Genomic DNA, 18,784 nt, shown 5'->3' on the forward strand with positions numbered 1-18,784 from the left:
ACCAGCCCCCCATGAGCGATGCCAACCGCGCCCTGATCACCCGTTTCTACCAGGCCTTCCAGCGGCTGGATGCCGACGCCATGCTGGCTTGCTACAGCAACGATATCGTTTTCAGCGACCCGGTGTTCGGCACCCTGCGCGGCAAGGACGCCGGCGATATGTGGCGGATGCTCACCACCCGCGCCAAGAACTTCACCCTGACATTCGACAGCATACGCGCAGATGAGCACAGTGGCAGCGCGCATTGGGTGGCTACCTACTTGTTCAGCCAGACCGGGCGTATTGTGGTCAACGATATCCAGGCACGCTTTGTCATTCGTGATGGGCTGATTTGCCAGCATGACGACACCTTTGACCTGTGGCGCTGGTCGCGGCAAGCGCTGGGTGTTCCTGGCATGCTGCTGGGGTGGTCGCCGCTGATGCAGAACAAGGTCCGCCTGCAGGCATTCAAGGGGTTGCGCGCATTCCAGCAGGCCCAGGGTGAGTGAGGTTGTCGAACCTGCCGTTGGAAAGCCCTGGTTCGTCTATCTGGTAAGGGCAGCCAATGGCTCGTTGTATTGCGGCATCAGCGATGATCCGCAGCGTCGGTTTGCCGCGCATCAGAAAGGGCAGGGCGCCCGCTATTTCAAGACCAGCCCGGCCCAGGCGCTGGTGTATGTGGAGCAGTGGCCGGACAAGAGCGCGGCGCTGCGCCAGGAGCGGTTGGTGAAACGGCTGCGCAAGTCGGCGAAGGAGGCATTGGTTGCCTCCTTTGGCGGCTTGGGGGAAATCAGTCCTTGCGGCGCTTCAGCTGATCCACCAAGGTTGTCGGCAGCCCCTTGATGATCAAGGTCCCCGCCGCTTCGTCATATTCCACCTTGTCCCCCAGCAGATGTGCCTCGAAGCTGATCGACAGCCCCTCGGCACGCCCGGTGAAACGGCGGAACTGGTTGAGGGTGCGTTTGTCCGCCGGGATTTCCGGCGAAAGGCCGTAGTCCTTGTTGCGGATGTGGTCGTAGAACGCTTTGGGGCGGTCCTCGTCGATCAGGCTGGACAGCTCTTCCAGTGTCACCGGCTCGCCCAGCTTGGTCTGGGTGGTGGCGTACTCGACCAGGGTCTGGGTCTTCTCGCGGGCAGATTCTTCCGGCAGGTCTTCACTTTCAACGAAATCACTGAAGGCCTTGAGCAGGGTGCGGGTTTCGCCCGGGCCGTCGACACCCTCCTGACAGCCGATGAAGTCGCGGAAGTAGTCCGACACCTTCTTGCCGTTCTTGCCCTTGATGAACGAAATGTACTGCCTGGAGTTCTGGTTGTTCTTCCACTCCGACAGGTTGATGCGTGCTGCCAGGTGCAGTTGGCCAAGGTCGAGGTGACGGGAAGGGGTCACGTCGAGCTCGGCATTCACAGCTACACCTTCGCTATGGTGCAGCAGGGCGATTGCCAGGTACTCGGTCATGCCTTGCTGATAGTGGGCAAACAGGATGTGGCCGCCGGTGGACAGGTTGGACTCTTCCATCAGCTTCTGCAGGTGCTCGACAGCCACGCGGCTGAAGGCGGTAAAGTCCTTTTCTTCATCCAGGTACTGCTTCAGCCAGCCGCTCAGCGGATAGGCACCCGATTCGCCGTGGAAAAAGCCCCAGGCTTTGCCTTGCTTGGCGTTGTAGCTGTCATTGAGGTCGGCCAGCAGGTTTTCGATGGCATCGGAGGCAGCCAGTTCGGAGTCACGAGCATGCAGCACGGCGGGGCTGCCATCGGGCTTTTTGTCGATCAGGTGAACGATGCAATGACGGATTGGCATGGAATTCTCGGCGAGCTGCAAAAGTTGCCAAGTTTAACCTAGACCTGAGGTGATGCAGTGGCCGTATGTTGGCAGATATGTCTGTTGTTCGTTTTTTGTTCAGTTTTGTGTGTTTTCAGCTGAAACGCCCGAAAAACCTGCATTTAATCAAAGTGCGAAGCGGATATTTATCCATTCCTGTGGTAGTTTTGCGCGGTCTTGCGCCCCTCGTGTGGCGCAGTGCTGGCAGCTTGCTTTCGTCGTGTCGAACCAAACGCCGATTTACGTATCTACATACGCAATTGGCGCGGCCCTCCATTTAAAGGGGCTGGCCCGATAACGTCGTAGTCCGCTGCATAACCATCGAATTTGATAGGGAAGGAACACCACCATGGCATTGACCAAAGACCAACTGATTGCCGACATCGCCGAATCGATCGCCGCGCCAAAAGCCACCGCCAAGAACGCTCTGGAGCAACTGGGCCAGATCGTTGCAGACCAACTGGAAAACGGCGCTGAAATCACTCTGCCAGGCATCGGCAAGCTGAAAGTCTCCGAGCGTCCTGCCCGTACCGGCCGCAACCCTTCGACTGGCGCTGCCATCGAAATCGCTGCCAAGAAAGTCGTCAAGTTCGTTCCAGCCAAAGTGCTGACCGACGCTATCAACAAGTAATTGTTGCTTTGACGAAACCGCGCCCGGCTTGCCCGGGCGCGGTTTTTTCATGCCTGTGATTTACGCCGGGCGTGCCAGGCCTGACGTGCGGCGTCGTCATGGAAGCTCCAAGCGACCATGCGGCTCTGTTTCTGCCCCTGGCCCATCTCGATGATGCGCACGGCCTTGGCGCCGGACTTCTTCAACGCGGCCTCGATGCCCGGCAGGTTGCTGGCCTTGGACACCAGGCTGGTGAACCACAGCACCTGCCCGGCGTACTGCACGCTTTCGCCAACCAATTGGGTGACAAAGCGGATTTCCCCACCTTCGCACCACAGTTCATTGTTCTGGCCACCGAAGTTCAGCACCGGCAGCTTGCGTTTGGGGTCCTGCTTGCCAAGGTTCTTCCATTTGCGCTGGCTGCCGCGGGTGGCTTCGTCGCGTGAGGCATGAAAGGGCGGGTTGCACAAAGTCAGGTCGAAGCGCTCGCCCTCCTGCAGCAGGCCGCTGAGGATGTGCGCTCGGTTGGCCTGCTGACGCAGCGTAATGGCCTTGCCCAAACCGTTGGCCTGGATGATGGCCTTGGCCGAAGCCAAGGCCATGGGGTCGATGTCTGAGCCGAGGAAGCGCCAGCGGTAGTCGCTGTGGCCCAGCAGTGGATAGATGCAGTTGGCCCCCACGCCGATGTCCAGCGCGCGCACTTGGGGGCCCCTTGGGACGTCGCCGGCATTGTCATCGGCCAACAGGTCGGCGGCTACGTGGATGTAATCGGCACGGCCAGGAATGGGCGGGCACAGGTAATCGGCCGGGATGTCCCAGTGCTGGATGCCGTACTGGGCCTTGAGCAGTGCACGGTTGAACACGCGGACGGCTTCGGGGTTGGCAAAGTCGATGCTGGGCTTGCCGTGGGGGTTGGTGATGGTGAAACGGGCCAGATCAGGGTGGGCCTTGATCAGGCTGGGGAAGTCGTAACGACCCTGGTGGCGGTTGCGCGGGTGCAGGGTGGGTTTGTTCGGGGTCATGGCAGTGTCCAGCCCTATACGAGCGGTGGCTTGAAGAACCTGGGGTTGCTACGCAGCCCTTTCGCGACACAAGGCCGCTCCCACAGGAGGGTGGCGCCTTGAAGGTTGGCGCCGTCCTGTGGGAGCGGCCTTGTGTCGCGAAAGGGCCGCGTAGCGGCCCCAACGGTCTCTCTAGTGTTTACAGCGCAGCAATCCGCGCATGCTGCTCGGTGAAGTTGGCCAGAGCCTGTTCAGACTCGGCCAGCTTGGCGCGTTCTTTCTCGATCACCGCAGGTGGGGCCTTGTCGACGAAGGCTGCGTTGGACAGCTTGCCGCCAACACGTTGCACTTCACCTTGCAGACGCTGGATTTCCTTGTTCAGGCGTGCCAGCTCGGCATCCTTGTCGATCAGCCCGGCCATTGGCACCAGCACTTGCAGGTCACCGACCAGGGCGGTAGCGGACAGCGGCGCTTCGTCGGCATCGCCGAGGACGGTGAACGATTCGACCTTGGCCAGCTTCTTCAGCAGCGCTTCGTTTTCCTGCAGGCGGCGCTGGTCGTCGGCGTTGGCATTCTTCAGGAACAGCGGTAGCGGCTTACCTGGGCCGATGTTCATTTCGGCACGGATATTACGCAGGCCGACCATCAGCTCTTTCAGCCACTCGATGTCGCCTTCGGCGGCGGCGTCAATGCGCGCTTCGTTGGCCACTGGCCACGGCTGCAGCATGATGGTCTTGCCGTCGATGCCGGCCAGCGGCGCGATGCGCTGCCAGATTTCTTCGGTGATGAACGGCATGAACGGGTGCGCAAGGCGCAGTGCCACTTCCAGCACACGCACCAGAGTGCGGCGGGTGCCGCGGGCGCGCTCTACCGGGGCGTTTTCGTCCCACAGTACCGGTTTGGACAGCTCCAGGTACCAGTCGCAGTACTGGTTCCAGATGAACTCGTACAGCGCCTGGCTGGCCAGGTCGAAGCGGAACTGCTCCAGCTGGCGGGTTACTTCGGCTTCGGTACGCTGAAGCTGCGAGATGATCCAGCGGTCGGCCAGCGACAGCTCGTAGGCTTCGCCGTTCTGGCCGCAGTCTTCACCCTTGTCCAGCACGTAGCGGGCAGCGTTCCAGATCTTGTTGCAGAAGTTGCGGTAGCCTTCGACGCGGCCCATGTCGAACTTGATGTCGCGGCCAGTCGAGGCCAGCGAGCAGAAGGTGAAGCGCAGGGCGTCGGTGCCGTAGCTGGCAATACCTTCTGGGAACTCGGCTTTGGTCTGCTTGGCGATCTTCTCGGCAAGCTTGGGCTGCATCATGCCGCTGGTGCGTTTTTCCAGCAGGGCGTCGAGGGTGATACCGTCGACGATGTCCAGCGGGTCCAGCACGTTACCCTTGGACTTGGACATCTTCTGGCCCTGACCGTCACGTACCAGGCCGTGCACGTACACGGTCTTGAACGGTACCTGCGGGGTGCCGTCTTCGTTCTTGATCAGGTGCATGGTCAGCATGATCATGCGCGCAACCCAGAAGAAGATGATGTCGAAGCCAGTCACCAGTACGTCGGTGGAGTGGAACTTCTTGAGGAATTCGGTCTGTTCCGGCCAGCCCAGGGTGGAGAATGTCCACAGGCCCGAGCTGAACCAGGTGTCAAGTACGTCGTCATCCTGGCGCAGGGCCACGTCGGCGCCCAGCTTGTGCTTGGTGCGTACTTCTTCCTCGCTGCGGCCAACGTAGACCTGGCCGGCCTCGTCGTACCACGCCGGAATACGGTGGCCCCACCACAGCTGGCGGCTGATGCACCAGTCCTGGATATCACGCATCCAGGAGAAGTACATGTTCTCGTATTGCTTGGGCACGAACTGGATGCGGCCATCTTCCACGGCGGCGATGGCAGGTTCTGCCAGCGGCTTGGTGGAAACGTACCACTGGTCGGTCAGCCACGGCTCGATGACCGTGCCGGAGCGGTCGCCTTTCGGCACTTTCAGGGCGTGGTCGTCGATGCTGACCAGCAAGCCCTGGGCGTCCAGGTCGGCGACGATCTGCTTGCGCGCGACAAAACGGTCAAGGTTGGCATACTGGGCCGGCAGTTGGGTGTCGACCTGCTCGTTGACGCTGCCGTCGAGGTTGAAGGCCTGGGCACTGGCCAGCACGAAGGCGTTCTTGTCGAAGATGTTCAGCAGCGGCAGGTTGTGACGCTTGCCGACTTCGTAGTCGTTGAAGTCGTGGGCCGGGGTGATCTTCACGCAACCGGTACCGAACTCGGGGTCGCAATAGTCATCGGCGATGATCGGGATGCGGCGGCCGACCAATGGCAGCTCGACGAATTTGCCGATCAGTGCCTGGTAGCGTTCGTCGTTCGGGTTGACTGCCACGGCGGCGTCACCCAGCAGGGTTTCCGGACGAGTGGTGGCAACCACCAGGTAGTCCTGCCCTTCGGCGGTCTTGGCGCCGTCGGCCAGCGGGTAGCGCAGGTTCCACAGGTGGCCTTTCTCGTCGTGGTTTTCCACTTCGAGGTCGGAGATCGCTGTGTGCAGCTTGGTGTCCCAGTTGACCAGGCGCTTGCCGCGGTAGATAAGGCCGTCTTCATGCAGGCGCACGAACGCTTCTTTTACTGCTTCGGACAGGCCATCGTCCATGGTGAAGCGCTCGCGGCTCCAGTCTACCGATGAGCCCAGGCGGCGAATCTGGCGGCTGATGTTGCCACCGGACTGATCCTTCCATTCCCAGACCTTTTCCAGGAACTTTTCGCGGCCCAGGTCATGACGGTTCTGGCCTTTGGCTTCAAGTTGGCGCTCGACCAGCATCTGCGTGGCGATACCCGCGTGATCGGTACCAGGCTGCCACAGGGTGTCGCGGCCTTGCATGCGGCGGAAACGGATCAGGGCGTCCATGATCGCGTTGTTGAACCCGTGGCCCATGTGCAGGCTGCCGGTTACGTTCGGCGGCGGGATCATGATGGTGTAGGACTCGCCTGCACCTTGTGGAGCGAAATAGTTCTCGGACTCCCAGGTGTTGTACCAGGAGGTTTCGATTGCGTGCGGCTGGTAGGTCTTATCCATGCGCGGCGGGACCCTGTGCATTTATTCGGGAAAGCCGGGAAGTATAACCAAGCTGGGGGCCGCAGGCGACAAGCTGCTGACAACTGTCGGAACAGTGTCGCCTGTCTCGCGGGCAAAGCGCAGGCTTCGAACCTGTGGCAGCGGGTTTGCCTGCGAAGCAGGCGACACCGTTGCCCGATTCTACTCGGAACGCTTGATCAGGCGCTCGATCCGCGCATCCAGCCGGCGCTTGATTTCGTTCTCGATATGCGGGGTAAAGTCGTTGATCACGTCCTGCATGATCATCTGCGCGGCAGCGCGCAGCTCGCTTTCCAGGTGCAGCAGGGTGTCCTGGCGGCGGGTTTGCGGGTCGTCCTCGGGTTCGGCAGCTACCGGTTCGTCGGGCGCCGCGGGGTCGCTGGCGGTTTCGTCCAGCAGCAACGGAATCTGCTCTACCGTCTCGGTGAGCAGCGGCGGTTGCAGGTCGGCGTCGCCAAGCAGCTGACGGATCGACTCGAGGTCATCGAGCAGGTGGGCGGAATCGGGCAAAGGGGAGGGCTTGTCCATCGTCGTCAAAGTCGCTGTAAGCGGTGGTCTTGCAGAGCATAGCCCTGTTCACGGTAGAAACGGAATCGCTCACGGGCTGATTGGCGGATGGCGGGCTCTTCAACGACGATTTCGGCCACCCGCTCGAACTGCCCGACAAAGCCCGGCACGCTGGCGCCGAGGTTGATCAGCAGACCGCAGTGCTCGCCCGCGTTGTCAGCCAGGCCCAGCACCACGCCAGCATCTGCATGGACCTCGGCCAGGTCGTGGGGCACGAAAGCCTCGCCCTTGAAGCGCCACAAGCGTTGGTCCAGTTCACTGCGCTGTTCTGCATCCTGGCAGTGCAGATAGACGCGGTGGCCGAGGCGCCAGGCCTTCTCGCACAGCTTGCAGGCGAAATCGAGCCGAGCCGACAGCGAGTCGGTGGGCAGAATGTAGAAGTCGACTTTGCTCATGGTGGGAATCGCCGGCCGGTGGCGCGCAAGGCACCACCGGATTCACGGCGTCAGGCGCCAGCGCGGTCCAGCAGGTACTGGGTCAGCAGAGGAACCGGGCGGCCAGTGGCGCCTTTGTCCTTGCCGCCACTGACCCAGGCGGTACCGGCGATGTCCATGTGCGCCCAGTTGTAGGCTTTGGCGAAGCGCGACAGGAAGCAGCCAGCGGTGATCGTACCGGCCTTCGGCCCACCAATGTTGCCCATGTCGGCGAACGGGCTGTCCAGTTGCTCCTGGTATTCATCGAACAGCGGCAACTGCCAGGCACGGTCGTCGGCGCGCTTGCCGGCATCGAGCAACTGCCCGACCAGGTCGTCGTTATTGCCCATCAGGCCGGAGGTGTGGCTGCCCAGGGCGACGATGCAGGCGCCGGTCAGGGTGGCGATGTCGATGACCGCCTGCGGTTTGAAGCGCTCGGCGTAGGTCAGGGTGTCGCACAGCACCAGGCGGCCTTCAGCGTCGGTGTTGAGGATTTCCACGGTCTGGCCACTCATGGTGGTAACGATGTCACCTGGGCGGGTGGCACCGCCGCTTGGCATGTTCTCGGCGCAGGCCAGCAGGCACACCAGGTTGATCGGCAGTTGCAGTTCGAGCACTGCATGCAGGGTGCCGAACACACTGGCGGCGCCGCACATGTCGTACTTCATTTCGTCCATGCCGGCGCCTGGCTTGAGGCTGATGCCGCCGGTGTCGAAGGTAATGCCTTTACCCACCAGCACGAAAGGCTTGTCGGCCTTTTTGCCGCCCTGGTAATTGAGCACGATCAGGCGTGGTGGCTGGTCGCTGCCCTGACCCACGGCGTAGAACGCGCCCATGCCCAGGTCCTTGATCTTTTTCTCGTCCAGCACTTCAACCTTGAGGGCCTTGTGCGCCTTGCCCAGGTCTTTGGCCCGTTCGGCCAGGAAGCTTGGGTGGCAAAGGTTAGGCGGCAGGTTGCCGAGGTCGCGGGTGAAGGCCATGCCGCTGGCGATGGCGCTGGCATGCCTGACCGCGCGCTCGACTTCGGCCTGGCCGGCTTTGTCGGCCAGCAGGGTGACCTTTTTCAGCGCGCGCGGCTCGGCTTTCTGGCTTTTGAAGCGGTCGAACACATACTCGCCGTCCAGCAGGGTTTCGGCCAGCAGGCGGTACTTGCCATAATGGGCGTCGCGGTTGCTGACCGCGATATCGTCCAGGGCCAGCACTGCGTCAGCGCCATTCAGGCCCTTGAGCACGCCAGCGACACTGGCCACCAGTTTGCGCCAGGCGCGGTCGCCCAGGGCTTCTTCCTTGCCGCTGCCCACCAGCAGCACGCGCTCGGCTTTCAGGCCAGGGAGGTTCTGTAGCAGCAGGGTCTGGCCCGGCTTGCCGGCCAGGTCGCCGCGCTTGAGCACGGCGCTGATGGCGCCTTCGCTGGCCTGGTCGGCAGCCTTGGCAACAGCGCCGAGCTTGCGGTTTTCACCTACCGGAAGGACCAGGGTGGCGGTTTTTACGGATGCAGCAGCTACGCTTTTTACAACCAGTTCCATGTCAGGATCCCCGAATGATCGATACGAATGGCGCCGTGTGTTCCGGCGCTCTGGACGGGCCTGGCCGCGTCGTCGCGCACCAGCGGAAAAGCTGCCAGTTTGAGCCTGTGGCAAGCGTGCTGACAACCCCGTTGTGCACCTTCGTGCGCGGCCAAGTGACAGGGGCGGTCAATCACAGGATAATGCGCGCACTTTACATGGAGGTTCGCCTTTGGCGAACCGGCATTGGTCTTGGATGTACTAAGTCATTGTTTGGCGCCATTGCATGGCTGTCCGCCCTGACAACCCAGGAGTGTCTGGTTTGATCGTCTTTCGTTATCTGTCCCGCGAGGTCCTGGTGACCTTGAGCGCCGTCAGCGCTGTGCTGTTGGTGATCATCATGAGCGGGCGCTTCATCAAGTACCTGGCCCAGGCTGCCCAAGGCGTGCTCGACCCTGGCGTGTTGTTCCTGATCATGGGCTACCGCTTGCCAGGCTTCCTGCAACTGATCCTGCCTCTGGGGCTCTTCCTCGGCATACTGCTGGCTTACGGGCGCCTGTACCTGGAAAGCGAGATGACCGTGCTGTCGGCCACAGGCATGAGCCAGCAGCGCCTGCTGGGCCTGACCATGGCACCGGCTGCCCTGGTTGCCCTGCTGGTGGCCTGGTTGAGCATGAGCCTGGCCCCGCAGGGCGTGGCCCAGGTGCAGCAGATCATCAGCCAGCAGGATGCCCTGACCGAGTTCGATACCTTGGTGCCGGGCCGCTTCCAGACCTTGCGTGATGGCTCGCGGGTAACCTATACCGAGCAACTGTCGGATGACCGCATCAACCTGGGCGGGGTGTTCATCTCCGAGAAGCGCTTCAACCAGGACAAGACCAAGGACCGCGCCCCATCGGTGCTGGTCGCTGAAAAAGGTCACCAGGAAATCCAGGCCGACGGCAACCGTTACCTGGTTCTGGAAAACGGTTACCGCTACGACGGCAATCCGGGCCAGGCCGACTACCGCGCCATCAAGTATGACACCTACGGCGTGCTGCTGCCCAAGCCGGAAGTGGCCGAGGAAGTGACCGAGCGCGAAGCTATTCCCACCTCCGAACTGATCGGCGCCAAGGGCCTGCGTGAGCGCGCCGAGCTGCAATGGCGGCTGTCGCTGCCGATCCTGGTGTTCGTCGTCACCCTGCTGGCAGTGCCACTGTCGCGGGTCAACCCGCGCCAGGGCCGCTTCCTCAAGCTGCTGCCGGCAATTCTTCTGTATATGGCCTACCTGACAATGCTGATTTCCGTACGCGGCGCCCTCGAGAAGGGCAAACTGCCGATTGCCCTGGGCATGTGGTGGGTACACGGCCTGTTCCTGCTGATCGGCCTTGGCCTGATGTACTGGGAGCCGCTGCGCCTCAAACGCGCCGCCCGCCGTGCGGAGGTGGCCCATGGCTAAGCTCGATCGCTACATCGGCCAGAGCGTGCTGCTGGCCATCCTGGCCGTGCTGGGGATCATCCTCGGCCTGGCTTCACTTTTCGCTTTCATCGATGAGATGAGCGACCTGAGTGACACCTACACAGTGATGGAAGCGGGCAACTTTGTCCTGCTTACCGCGCCTCGGCGGCTGTATGAAATGTTGCCAATGGCCGCCTTGATCGGTTGCCTGATCGGCCTGGGCAGTCTGGCCAGCAGCAGCGAGCTGACCATCATGCGTGCGGCCGGCGTGTCCATCGGCCGCATCGTCTGGGCGGTGATGAAGCCGATGCTGGTGCTGATGCTGGTTGGTCTGCTGATTGGCGAATATGTGGCTCCGGTGACTGAGAACAAGGCTCAGGCCGACCGTTCTCTGGCTCAGGGTGGTGGTGAGGCACAAAGCTCCAAGCGCGGCATGTGGCACCGCCAGGGCGAGGAGTACGTGCACATCAACGCCGTACAGCCCAATGGCCTGCTGCTGGGCGTGACCCGCTACCGCTTCGACAGCGAGCGCAAGATCGTCACCTCGAGCTTTGCCCGCCGCGCACAGTACCAGAGCGACCACTGGCTGCTCGCCGATGTGCGTACCACCTACTTCCGTGGCGACCATACCGAGGTGGTCAACGCGCCAGAGGAGCGCTGGGATGTATCGCTCACGCCAGAGCTGCTCAATACCGTAATCCTCGCGCCGGAGTCGCTTTCGATTACCGGGTTGTGGGACTACATCCACTACCTGTCTGACCAGGGCCTGAACAACGCCCGCTACTGGCTGGCGTTCTGGACCAAGGTGCTGCAGCCGATGGTAACGGCGGCTCTGGTGCTGATGGCGATCTCGTTCATCTTTGGCCCGCTGCGTTCGGTAACCCTCGGTCAGCGCGTGTTCACGGGTGTACTGGTGGGCTTCGTGTTTCGCATTGGCCAGGACCTGCTCGGGCCTTCGAGTCAGGTATTCGGCTTCCCGCCGCTGCTAGCGGTGGTGATCCCGGCAGGTATCTGTGCATTGGCGGGCGTGTGGTTGCTGCGCCGGGCAGGCTAATAGCCTGAGCTGCACAAGAAAGCCGACCTCAGGGTCGGCTTTTTCATGGGTGTTGAGCTGTCCCGGCCTCTTCGCGGGTAAACCCGCTCCTACAGGTACCGCGCAGGCATCAAGAAAGGGCCGAACCGGCAACGCCAAGCTTGTGGCTTATTTTTTCTGTTTAGGCACCCGCACCAGCTGGCTTTCCGAATAGATGTCATGCCAACCACGCTTGCGATTGTCGATCAGCACCCAGAAAAAACCCAACCCCAGGCACAGCCACGAGGCGATCGACACGACGAACCGCAACAGCGCCTGCCACAGGCTGATGGCCGAGCCATCGGCATTCTGCACCCGGACGCCCCACACCTGCATACCCAGCGTCTGCCCGCTGTGGGTCCAGAACTTGGCAAAGAAGCCGAACAGGGCAAACAGCAATACCGTAGACAGCAGTGGGTCGCCATCCAGTGCGCCGGCCTCGGTCAGCTCGCGCATACGTGCTTCGCCGATGATCGACATCTGAATCATCTTGTAGGCGCCAGCGGTAACGATCAGCAGTGCGGTACACAGCAAAAAGTCATAGAACATTGCAGCCAGGCGCCGGCCCAGGCTGACCGGCGGAAAATCACCCTGGGGTGTGAGTAGAGGCTTGGACATGCAGGACGCTCCAAAATACGAGCCCACTATTCTACGGGCAAAAAAAAACCCCTGCACTTGGCAGGGGCTTTTCAAAGTCTGGCGCTGGATCAGACAGGTTGAACCTTGTCAGCCTGCATGCCCTTCTGGCCTTGGACTGCTTCGAAGGTGACTTGCTGGCCTTCTTTCAGGCTCTTGAAGCCGTTGCCTTCGATAGCGCGGAAGTGCACGAAGAGATCCGGACCGCTTTCTGGGGTAATGAAGCCGTAACCTTTTTCGTCATTGAACCACTTGACGGTACCCTTCTGACGCTCAGCCATTGTCTTATTTCCTATGAAACTTAAATTTTGATGACAGTTTCTTTCGCACTTTTTTGTAAGCGAAAGACTACTGGGCTGGGTTGCAGGAAGTAAGAGACGTCGAACGGGTTGTAGCAAATCTCGGCTACTGGCCCAGGTCACGAACTGTTGCGACCCATGCAAACACAGTGCAGTGACTCTACGCCAACTCCCGAGCGAAAAACAAGCCCTTGGTCGTATGGAAAACTGGCCGCTTGCCGATAACCGACCGATTTGTCGGAAACGGCATGGCGCCTGGCCTGGCGCCATGTTCAAAAGTTATTGGGCAGGTTCGAAAACGAATATGTCGACGCTGCCCAAAACCTTCACAAAGCCGTTTCAGCCACGGTAGTAACGTGGTGTCACGAAAGGCATTTTGCTGACTTTCAAGGCCACCTTCTTTCCACGCACCACGGCAAACAGTGCAGTGTCGAGTGCAGCATGTTCACTATCGATATAACCCATTGCGACAGGTGCAGCGAGTGTCGGACCAAAGCCTCCGCTGCATACTTTACCCACCGGTTTATCGTTTGCGTCGACAATGTCCGCGCCTTCGCGTACTGGCGTACGCTCCTGAGGCAACAAGCCTACGCGTTTGCGCGCGACCCCGTCGCGCACGTGGGCGAAGATCGCCTCGGCACCAGGGAAGCCGGCAGCACGTGCACCCTCGGCACGGCGCACCTTGGAAATCGCCCACAGCAGGCTGGCTTCGATCGGCGTAGTCTCGGTGTTCATGTCATGGCCATACAGGCACAAGCCAGCTTCCAGGCGCAGCGAGTCGCGTGCGCCCAGGCCGATCGGCTGTACTTCCGGCTCGGCCAGCAGGCGGCGGGCCAGGGCGTCGGCAGCGTTGACCGGTACCGAGATCTCGTAGCCGTCTTCGCCGGTGTAGCCCGAGCGGCTGACGAAGCAGTCCACGTCCAGCAGCTTTACCCGGCGCAACTGCATGAAGATCATGCCGGCCACTTCTGGAGCCAGGCGTTCCAGCACTTTGACCGCAGCCGGGCCTTGCAGGGCGAGCAGGGCACGCTCCTCGAACAGCGGCTGCACCTCGCAGCGGCTGCCGATGTGCGCTTGCAGGTGAGCCAGGTCCTGCGCCTTGCAGGCCGCGTTGACTACCAGGAACAGAGTGTCGTCGCCCAGGTTGGCAACCATCAGGTCGTCAAGAATGCCGCCTTGCTCATTGGTGAACATGGCATAGCGCTGCATGCCCACCGGCAGGTCGATGATATCCACCGGTACCAGGCTTTCCAGCGCCTTGGCGGCGTCAGCACCACGCAGAATGATCTGGCCCATGTGCGAGACGTCGAACAGGCCGGCCTGCTCGCGGGTGTGCAGGTGTTCCTTGAGCACACCCAGCGGGTACTGCACCGGCATGTCGTAGCCGGCGAACGGCACCATGCGCGCACCCAGTTCCAGGTGCAGGGCATGCAGTGGGGTCTTGAGCAGTGTTTCGGACATCGATGACTCCTTGCTGTCATTGTCGGGTCAACATTCAATGATGTTGACGGCCAGGCCGCCACGGGCGGTCTCTTTATATTTGCTTTTCATGTCGGCGCCGGTCTGGCGCATGGTGCGGATGACCTTGTCCAGCGACACGTAGTGCTGCCCGTCGCCGCGCAGGGCCATGCGTACCGCGTTGATGGCCTTCACCGAGCCCATCGCATTGCGCTCGATACAGGGCACCTGAACGAGGCCGCCGATCGGGTCGCAGGTCAGGCCCAGGTTGTGTTCCATGCCTATTTCGGCGGCGTTCTCCACCTGCTGCACGCTGCCACCCATCACTTCGCACAGCGCCCCGGCGGCCATCGAGCAGGCCACGCCGACCTCGCCCTGGCAGCCCACTTCGGCACCGGAGATGGAGGCGTTTTCCTTGTACAGGATGCCGATGGCTGCGGCGGTGAGCAGAAAGCGCACCACCCCGTCCTCGCTGGCACCCGGCACGAAGCGCATGTAGTAGTGAAGGACTGCCGGGACGATGCCCGCTGCGCCGTTGGTAGGGGCCGTAACCACACGACCGCCGTAGGCGTTTTCCTCGTTCACTGCCAAGGCGTAGAGGTTGACCCAGTCGAGCACCGACAGGGCGTCACGCAGGCTGGCCTCCGGGTGGCCGCTCAGTTGGCGGTACAGGGCCGGCGCACGGCGTTTGACCTTGAGCCCTCCCGGTAATATGCCCTCATGCTGGCAACCAGCAGCGACACAATCTTGCATCACCTGCCAGATGCGCAGCAGCCCGGCTCGGGTTTCTGCTTCTGGGCGCCAGGCGGTCTCGTTGGCCAGCATCACCTGGCTCACCGACAGGTCATGCGCGGTGCAGTGGCCGAGCAGCTCCTTGGCGGTCTTGAACGGATAGGCCAGCACCGTGGTGTCCTCGACGATGCGGTCGTGGCCGGCAGCGTCCTCGTCGACCACGAAACCACCGCCTACCGAGTAATACTCGCGGCTTCGGATTTGCAGGCCTGCGTCGTCGAACGCGCGGAAGATCATGCCGTTGGGGTGGTAGTCCAACGGCTTGCGGATCATCGCCAGGTGCTGCTTTTCGATGAACGCAATGCTGTGCTCGCCCAGCAGGTTGATGCGTCCGCTGTCGCGGATGGCTTGCAGGCGAGCGGGAATGCTGTCGGTGTCGATAATGTCCGGGTGTTCGCCTTCAAGGCCCAGCAGCACGGCTTTGTCACTGCCGTGGCCTTTGCCTGTGGCGCCCAGTGAGCCATACAGCTCGGCTTTGACGCTGGCGGTGCGGGTAAGCAAGCCATCACGGCGCAGCCCTTCGGCGAACCGCGCAGCGGCGCGCATCGGGCCGACCGTGTGGGAGCTGGAGGGGCCGATGCCGATCTTGAACAGGTCGAAGACGCTCAGTGACATGGTGGTTCCTCCAGCCGGGGAAATTAGGCGGACGGTGAACCCTGTGGGAGCGAGCGTGCCCGCGAATGCGTCGGTGAAGTCATCATCGCATTCGCGGGCGTGCCCGCTCCCACAGAGGTCCACACCTCAAGTCAGGTAGCGGGCCTGAGCGCAATCAGGCGTCCTGATAGCTCTCGATCGACGGGCAGGCGCACACCAGGTTGCGGTCGCCGAACACGTTGTCGACCCGGCCGACCGGCGGCCAGTACTTGCCCTCCACCAGACTCGCCAGCGGGTATACCGCCTGCTCGCGGCTGTAGCCATGGGTCCATTCGCCAACCAGCTCAGCCGCGGTGTGCGGGGCGTTTTTCAGCGGGTTGTCGTCCTTGTCCAGGCTACCGTCCTCCACCGCGCGGATTTCTTCGCGGATCTGGATCATCGCGTTGCAGAAGCGGTCCAGTTCTTCTTTGGACTCGCTTTCGGTCGGTTCGATCATCAGCGTGCCAGCCACCGGGAAAGACATGGTCGGGGCGTGGAAGCCGAAGTCGATCAACCGTTTGGCCACGTCGTCGACACTGATGCCGCTGGTGTCCTTCAGTGGGCGCAGGTCGAGAATGCATTCGTGAGCCACCAGGCCATTACCGCCGGTATACAGAACAGGATAGTGCTCTTCCAGGCGGCGGGCGATGTAGTTGGCGTTGAGGATTGCCATTTGCGAGGCACGTTTGAGGCCGGCACCGCCCATCATGCGGATATACATCCATGTGATTGGCAGGATGCTGGCGCTACCGAACGGCGCAGCGCATACCGCGCCCTGGGTGTTTTCCAGCTGTGCATGGCCTGGCAGGAACGGCGCCAGGTGCGACTTGACGCCAATCGGGCCAACGCCCGGGCCACCACCACCGTGCGGGATGCAGAAGGTCTTGTGCAGGTTCAGGTGGGAAACGTCGCCGCCGAACTTGCCTGGCGCGCACAGTCCGACCATGGCATTCATGTTGGCGCCGTCGATGTACACCTGGCCACCGTTGTCGTGGATGATCGCGCAGATTTCGCCGATCGCTTCCTCGAACACGCCGTGGGTCGACGGGTAGGTGATCATGATTGCAGCCAGGCGCTCGCGGTGCTCGATGGCTTTGGCGCGCAGGTCCTCGACATCGACGTTGCCACGGGCGTCACAGGCGGTAACCACGACACGCATGCCAGCCATATGTGCGGTGGCCGGGTTGGTGCCATGGGCCGACGACGGGATCAGGCAGATATCGCGGTGGCCTTCACCACGGCTGCGGTGGTAGGCGCGGATCGCCAACAGCCCGGCGTATTCGCCCTGCGAGCCGGCGTTGGGCTGCAGCGACACGGCATCATAGCCAGTGGCCGCGCACAGCATGGCCTCCAGTTCGGTGGTCATCTGCAGGTAGCCCTGGCTCTGCTCGGCCGGGGCGAACGGGTGCAGGTTGCCGAACTCGGCCCAGGTGACCGGGATCATTTCGCTGGCGGCGTTCAGCTTCATGGTGCACGAGCCCAGCGGGATCATGCTGCGGTCCAGCGCCAGGTCCTTGTCGGCCAGGCGGCGCAGGTAGCGCATCAGCTCGGTTTCGCTGTGGTAGCGGTTGAACACCGGGTGTTCCAGGATGGCCGACTGGCGCAGCAGGGCGGCAGGCAGCAGGGAACCGGTGCTGGCGGCCAGTGCGGTGAAGTCAGGCTGTGCCTGCTCGCCACCCAACAGCTGCCACAGCGACTCGACGTCAGCCTGAGTGCTGGTTTCGTCCAGAGACAAACCCACATGGGCGGCATCGATCTGGCGCAGGTTGATGCCTTGGGCGCGTGCCTTTCCATGCAGGCTGGCGGTGGCAGTGCCGGTGGCCAGGGTCAGGGTGTCGAAGGCGCTGGCGCCTACCACCTGTACGCCCAGCGCCTTCAGGCCGGCGGCAAGGATCGCGGTCAGGGCATGGGTGCGCTCGGCAATGCGCTTGAGGCCGGCAGGGCCGTGGTAGACGGCGAACATGCTGGCGATGTTGGCCAGCAGCACCTGGGCGGTGCAGATGTTGCTGGTGGCCTTTTCGCGGCGGATGTGTTGCTCGCGGGTCTGCATGGCCAGACGCAGGGCGGTTTTGCCGAAGCGGTCAATCGACACGCCGACCAGGCGGCCAGGCATGTCGCGCTTGAACGCGTCGCGGGTGGCGAAGTAAGCCGCGTGCGGGCCACCGAAGCCCAGTGGCACGCCGAAGCGTTGGGCGCTGCCGATGGCCACGTCAGCCTCGAATTCGCCCGGTGGGGTCAGCAGGGTCAGGGCCAGCAGGTCTGCTGCTACGGCGACCAGAGCGTTGGCAGCATGGAAACGCTGTACGACCTCGCGGTAGTCGAACACTTCACCGTTGCTGGCCGGGTATTGCAGCAGGGCGCCGAAGAAGGCGCTGACATCGCCCAGCTCGCGCTCGTCGCCAACCACAACTTCGATACCCAGCGGCTCGGCACGGGTGCGCAGCACGTCGAGGGTTTGCGGGTGGCAGTGTACCGAGGCGAAGAAGGTGTGGCTGGCCTTGTTCTTCGACAGGCGCTTGCAGAAGGTCATGGCCTCGGCCGCAGCCGTGGCTTCGTCAAGCAAGGAGGCGTTGGCGATCGGCAGGCCGGTGAGGTCGCTGATCAGGGTCTGGAAGTTCAGCAGCGCTTCCAGGCGGCCCTGGGAAATTTCTGGCTGGTATGGGGTGTAGGCGGTGTACCAGGCCGGGTTTTCCAGCAGGTTGCGCAGAATCGGCGCCGGAGTGTGGGTGTTGTAGTAGCCCTGGCCGATGTAGCTTTTGAACAGCTGGTTCTTGCCGGCGATGGCCTTGAGTGCGGCCAGCGCATCCGCTTCACTTTGGCCGTCATGCGAGCCAAGCACGCTGGTGCCCTTGATGCTGTCGGGGATGACCGCAGCGGTCATGGCGTCCAGCGAGTCGAAGCCCAGTGCAGTGAGCATGGCCTGTTCGTCAGCGGCGCGCGGGCCAATGTGACGGGCGATGAATTCGTTGGCGGTGCCGAGGTTGATGGTCATGGCGGGTGTCCTCAGGCGTCGTCGTTGGCTTTGAGCAGGCGGTCGTAGGCGTCCTGGTCGAGCAGAGCGGTCACGGCTTCTGCATCGGCAGGGATGAAGCGGAAGAACCAGCCTTCGCCCATCGGGTCTTCGTTGACCAGTTCCGGGCTGTCTTCGAGCTGGCCGTTGACTTCGACCACTTCACCCGTCAGTGGCATGTACACGCCGCTGGCGGCCTTGACCGATTCGACGGTGGACGCTTCGCTGCCTTTCTCATACTGCTGCAACTCTGGCAGTTGCACGAAAACCACGTCGCCCAGGGCATTCTGGGCGTAGGCGGTGATGCCCACGGTGACGCTGCCATCGGCTTCGACGCGCAGCCATTCGTGATCTTCAGTGAAACGCAACTCGCTCATGGGAAATCCTCGGGAAGCAGGGCGTGGGGCGCGGTGGCGCCGCGCTCTTAGGGTAGGATTCCCTTAGCAATAATGCGGCCAATATAAAAAACTTCTTTTTTATCAATGGCT

At 62.1% G+C, this 18,784-nt stretch carries 17 protein-coding genes; 5 read left to right on the forward strand and 12 right to left on the reverse strand.

Annotated elements, in window-relative coordinates:
* Window positions 1-11 precede the first annotated feature (11 nt).
* On the forward strand, window positions 12-488 hold the full coding sequence (locus tag QCL51_RS04660) for a nuclear transport factor 2 family protein (protein ID WP_028698096.1): 477 nt from the start codon (window positions 12-14) through the stop codon (window positions 486-488).
* A complete protein-coding gene (locus QCL51_RS04665) occupies window positions 481-822 on the forward strand; it encodes a GIY-YIG nuclease family protein (RefSeq protein ID WP_021781868.1) in 342 nt (113 codons plus the stop codon). The genes QCL51_RS04660 and QCL51_RS04665 overlap by 8 nt, the downstream gene beginning before the upstream one ends.
* On the opposite strand, the gene yejK is transcribed toward QCL51_RS04665, so the two are convergent.
* Window positions 770-1,777: a nucleoid-associated protein YejK gene (gene yejK, locus QCL51_RS04670; protein WP_021781869.1), complete on the reverse strand. Its 1,008-nt coding sequence runs from the start codon at window positions 1,775-1,777 to the stop codon at window positions 770-772. The two genes, QCL51_RS04665 and yejK, sit on opposite strands and share 53 nt — an antisense overlap.
* 370 nt (window positions 1,778-2,147) lie before the next feature.
* On the opposite strand from yejK, the gene QCL51_RS04675 reads away from it, so the two are divergent.
* Window positions 2,148-2,429: an HU family DNA-binding protein gene (locus QCL51_RS04675; protein ID WP_003255106.1), complete on the forward strand. Its 282-nt coding sequence runs from the start codon at window positions 2,148-2,150 to the stop codon at window positions 2,427-2,429.
* 47 nt (window positions 2,430-2,476) lie between these two features.
* Here the strand turns inward: QCL51_RS04675 and rlmF are convergent, their stop codons facing one another.
* From rlmF to QCL51_RS04700, 5 genes are all read right to left on the reverse strand, one after another.
* Window positions 2,477-3,430 carry a 23S rRNA (adenine(1618)-N(6))-methyltransferase RlmF gene (gene rlmF, locus QCL51_RS04680; RefSeq protein ID WP_021781870.1) on the reverse strand — a complete coding sequence of 318 codons (954 nt, stop codon included), beginning with the start codon at window positions 3,428-3,430 and terminating at the stop codon, window positions 2,477-2,479.
* 178 nt (window positions 3,431-3,608) lie between these two features.
* Window positions 3,609-6,455: a valine--tRNA ligase gene (locus QCL51_RS04685; RefSeq protein ID WP_021781871.1), complete on the reverse strand. Its 2,847-nt coding sequence runs from the start codon at window positions 6,453-6,455 to the stop codon at window positions 3,609-3,611.
* Between the two features lie 180 nt (window positions 6,456-6,635).
* Window positions 6,636-7,001, reverse strand: a complete 366-nt coding sequence (locus QCL51_RS04690) for a hypothetical protein (RefSeq protein ID WP_021781872.1) — start codon at window positions 6,999-7,001, stop codon at window positions 6,636-6,638.
* 5 nt (window positions 7,002-7,006) lie between these two features.
* A complete protein-coding gene (locus tag QCL51_RS04695; RefSeq protein ID WP_021781873.1) occupies window positions 7,007-7,435 on the reverse strand; it encodes a DNA polymerase III subunit chi in 429 nt (142 codons plus the stop codon).
* Between the two features lie 50 nt (window positions 7,436-7,485).
* The gene (locus tag QCL51_RS04700; protein ID WP_319298016.1) at window positions 7,486-8,979 is read right to left on the reverse strand and encodes a leucyl aminopeptidase; all 1,494 of its coding nucleotides are present in this window, start codon (window positions 8,977-8,979) and stop codon (window positions 7,486-7,488) included.
* Window positions 8,980-9,280: 301 nt separating this feature from the next.
* Here QCL51_RS04700 and lptF point away from each other — a divergent pair, with 301 nt between their 5' ends.
* Both lptF and lptG read left to right on the forward strand, forming a co-directional pair.
* Window positions 9,281-10,396, forward strand: coding sequence for an LPS export ABC transporter permease LptF (gene lptF / locus QCL51_RS04705; RefSeq protein WP_021781876.1), 1,116 nt, complete (start codon window positions 9,281-9,283; stop codon window positions 10,394-10,396).
* Window positions 10,389-11,450 (forward strand): LPS export ABC transporter permease LptG, encoded by a 1,062-nt coding sequence (gene lptG, locus QCL51_RS04710; protein WP_021781877.1) that lies wholly within the window; start codon window positions 10,389-10,391, stop codon window positions 11,448-11,450. Before lptF ends, lptG begins: the two co-directional genes overlap by 8 nt.
* Before the next feature lie 147 nt (window positions 11,451-11,597).
* Here lptG and QCL51_RS04715 read toward each other — a convergent pair whose 3' ends face one another.
* From QCL51_RS04715 to gcvH, 6 genes are all read right to left on the reverse strand, one after another.
* Entirely contained in the window at window positions 11,598-12,086 is a 489-nt protein-coding gene (locus QCL51_RS04715; protein WP_021781878.1) for an RDD family protein, read from the reverse strand.
* 89 nt (window positions 12,087-12,175) lie between these two features.
* A complete protein-coding gene (locus QCL51_RS04720) occupies window positions 12,176-12,385 on the reverse strand; it encodes a cold-shock protein (protein ID WP_014589840.1) in 210 nt (69 codons plus the stop codon).
* 357 nt (window positions 12,386-12,742) lie between these two features.
* The gene (gcvT, locus tag QCL51_RS04725) at window positions 12,743-13,864 is read right to left on the reverse strand and encodes a glycine cleavage system aminomethyltransferase GcvT (RefSeq protein ID WP_021781879.1); all 1,122 of its coding nucleotides are present in this window, start codon (window positions 13,862-13,864) and stop codon (window positions 12,743-12,745) included.
* A gap of 27 nt (window positions 13,865-13,891) precedes the next feature.
* Entirely contained in the window at window positions 13,892-15,268 is a 1,377-nt protein-coding gene (locus QCL51_RS04730; protein WP_021781880.1) for an L-serine ammonia-lyase, read from the reverse strand.
* A gap of 154 nt (window positions 15,269-15,422) precedes the next feature.
* On the reverse strand, window positions 15,423-18,278 hold the full coding sequence (gene gcvP / locus QCL51_RS04735) for an aminomethyl-transferring glycine dehydrogenase (RefSeq protein WP_028698094.1): 2,856 nt from the start codon (window positions 18,276-18,278) through the stop codon (window positions 15,423-15,425).
* Window positions 18,279-18,289: 11 nt separating this feature from the next.
* Window positions 18,290-18,673, reverse strand: coding sequence for a glycine cleavage system protein GcvH (gcvH, locus tag QCL51_RS04740; RefSeq protein ID WP_003255087.1), 384 nt, complete (start codon window positions 18,671-18,673; stop codon window positions 18,290-18,292).
* Window positions 18,674-18,784 lie beyond the last annotated feature (111 nt).

This window comes from Pseudomonas sp. LTR0, assembly GCF_036630035.1.
GTDB classification, from domain to species: domain Bacteria; phylum Pseudomonadota; class Gammaproteobacteria; order Pseudomonadales; family Pseudomonadaceae; genus Aquipseudomonas; species Aquipseudomonas putida_Y.

Bases quoted from the DNA above. Each gene is read 5' to 3' on its own strand.
- QCL51_RS04660 (WP_028698096.1), top strand. From the start codon at position 12: ATGAGCGATGCCAACCGCGCCCTGATCACCCGTTTCTACCAGGCCTTC.
- yejK (WP_021781869.1), bottom strand. From the start codon at position 1,777: ATGCCAATCCGTCATTGCATCGTTCACCTGATCGACAAAAAGCCCGAT.
- QCL51_RS04675 (WP_003255106.1), top strand. From the start codon at position 2,148: ATGGCATTGACCAAAGACCAACTGATTGCCGACATCGCCGAATCGATC.
- rlmF (WP_021781870.1), bottom strand. From the start codon at position 3,430: ATGACCCCGAACAAACCCACCCTGCACCCGCGCAACCGCCACCAGGGT.
- QCL51_RS04685 (WP_021781871.1), bottom strand. From the start codon at position 6,455: ATGGATAAGACCTACCAGCCGCACGCAATCGAAACCTCCTGGTACAAC.
- QCL51_RS04690 (WP_021781872.1), bottom strand. From the start codon at position 7,001: ATGGACAAGCCCTCCCCTTTGCCCGATTCCGCCCACCTGCTCGATGAC.
- QCL51_RS04695 (WP_021781873.1), bottom strand. From the start codon at position 7,435: ATGAGCAAAGTCGACTTCTACATTCTGCCCACCGACTCGCTGTCGGCT.
- QCL51_RS04700 (WP_319298016.1), bottom strand. From the start codon at position 8,979: ATGGAACTGGTTGTAAAAAGCGTAGCTGCTGCATCCGTAAAAACCGCC.
- lptG (WP_021781877.1), top strand. From the start codon at position 10,389: ATGGCTAAGCTCGATCGCTACATCGGCCAGAGCGTGCTGCTGGCCATC.
- QCL51_RS04715 (WP_021781878.1), bottom strand. From the start codon at position 12,086: ATGTCCAAGCCTCTACTCACACCCCAGGGTGATTTTCCGCCGGTCAGC.
- QCL51_RS04720 (WP_014589840.1), bottom strand. From the start codon at position 12,385: ATGGCTGAGCGTCAGAAGGGTACCGTCAAGTGGTTCAATGACGAAAAA.
- gcvT (WP_021781879.1), bottom strand. From the start codon at position 13,864: ATGTCCGAAACACTGCTCAAGACCCCACTGCATGCCCTGCACCTGGAA.
- QCL51_RS04730 (WP_021781880.1), bottom strand. From the start codon at position 15,268: ATGTCACTGAGCGTCTTCGACCTGTTCAAGATCGGCATCGGCCCCTCC.
- gcvP (WP_028698094.1), bottom strand. From the start codon at position 18,278: ATGACCATCAACCTCGGCACCGCCAACGAATTCATCGCCCGTCACATT.
- gcvH (WP_003255087.1), bottom strand. From the start codon at position 18,673: ATGAGCGAGTTGCGTTTCACTGAAGATCACGAATGGCTGCGCGTCGAA.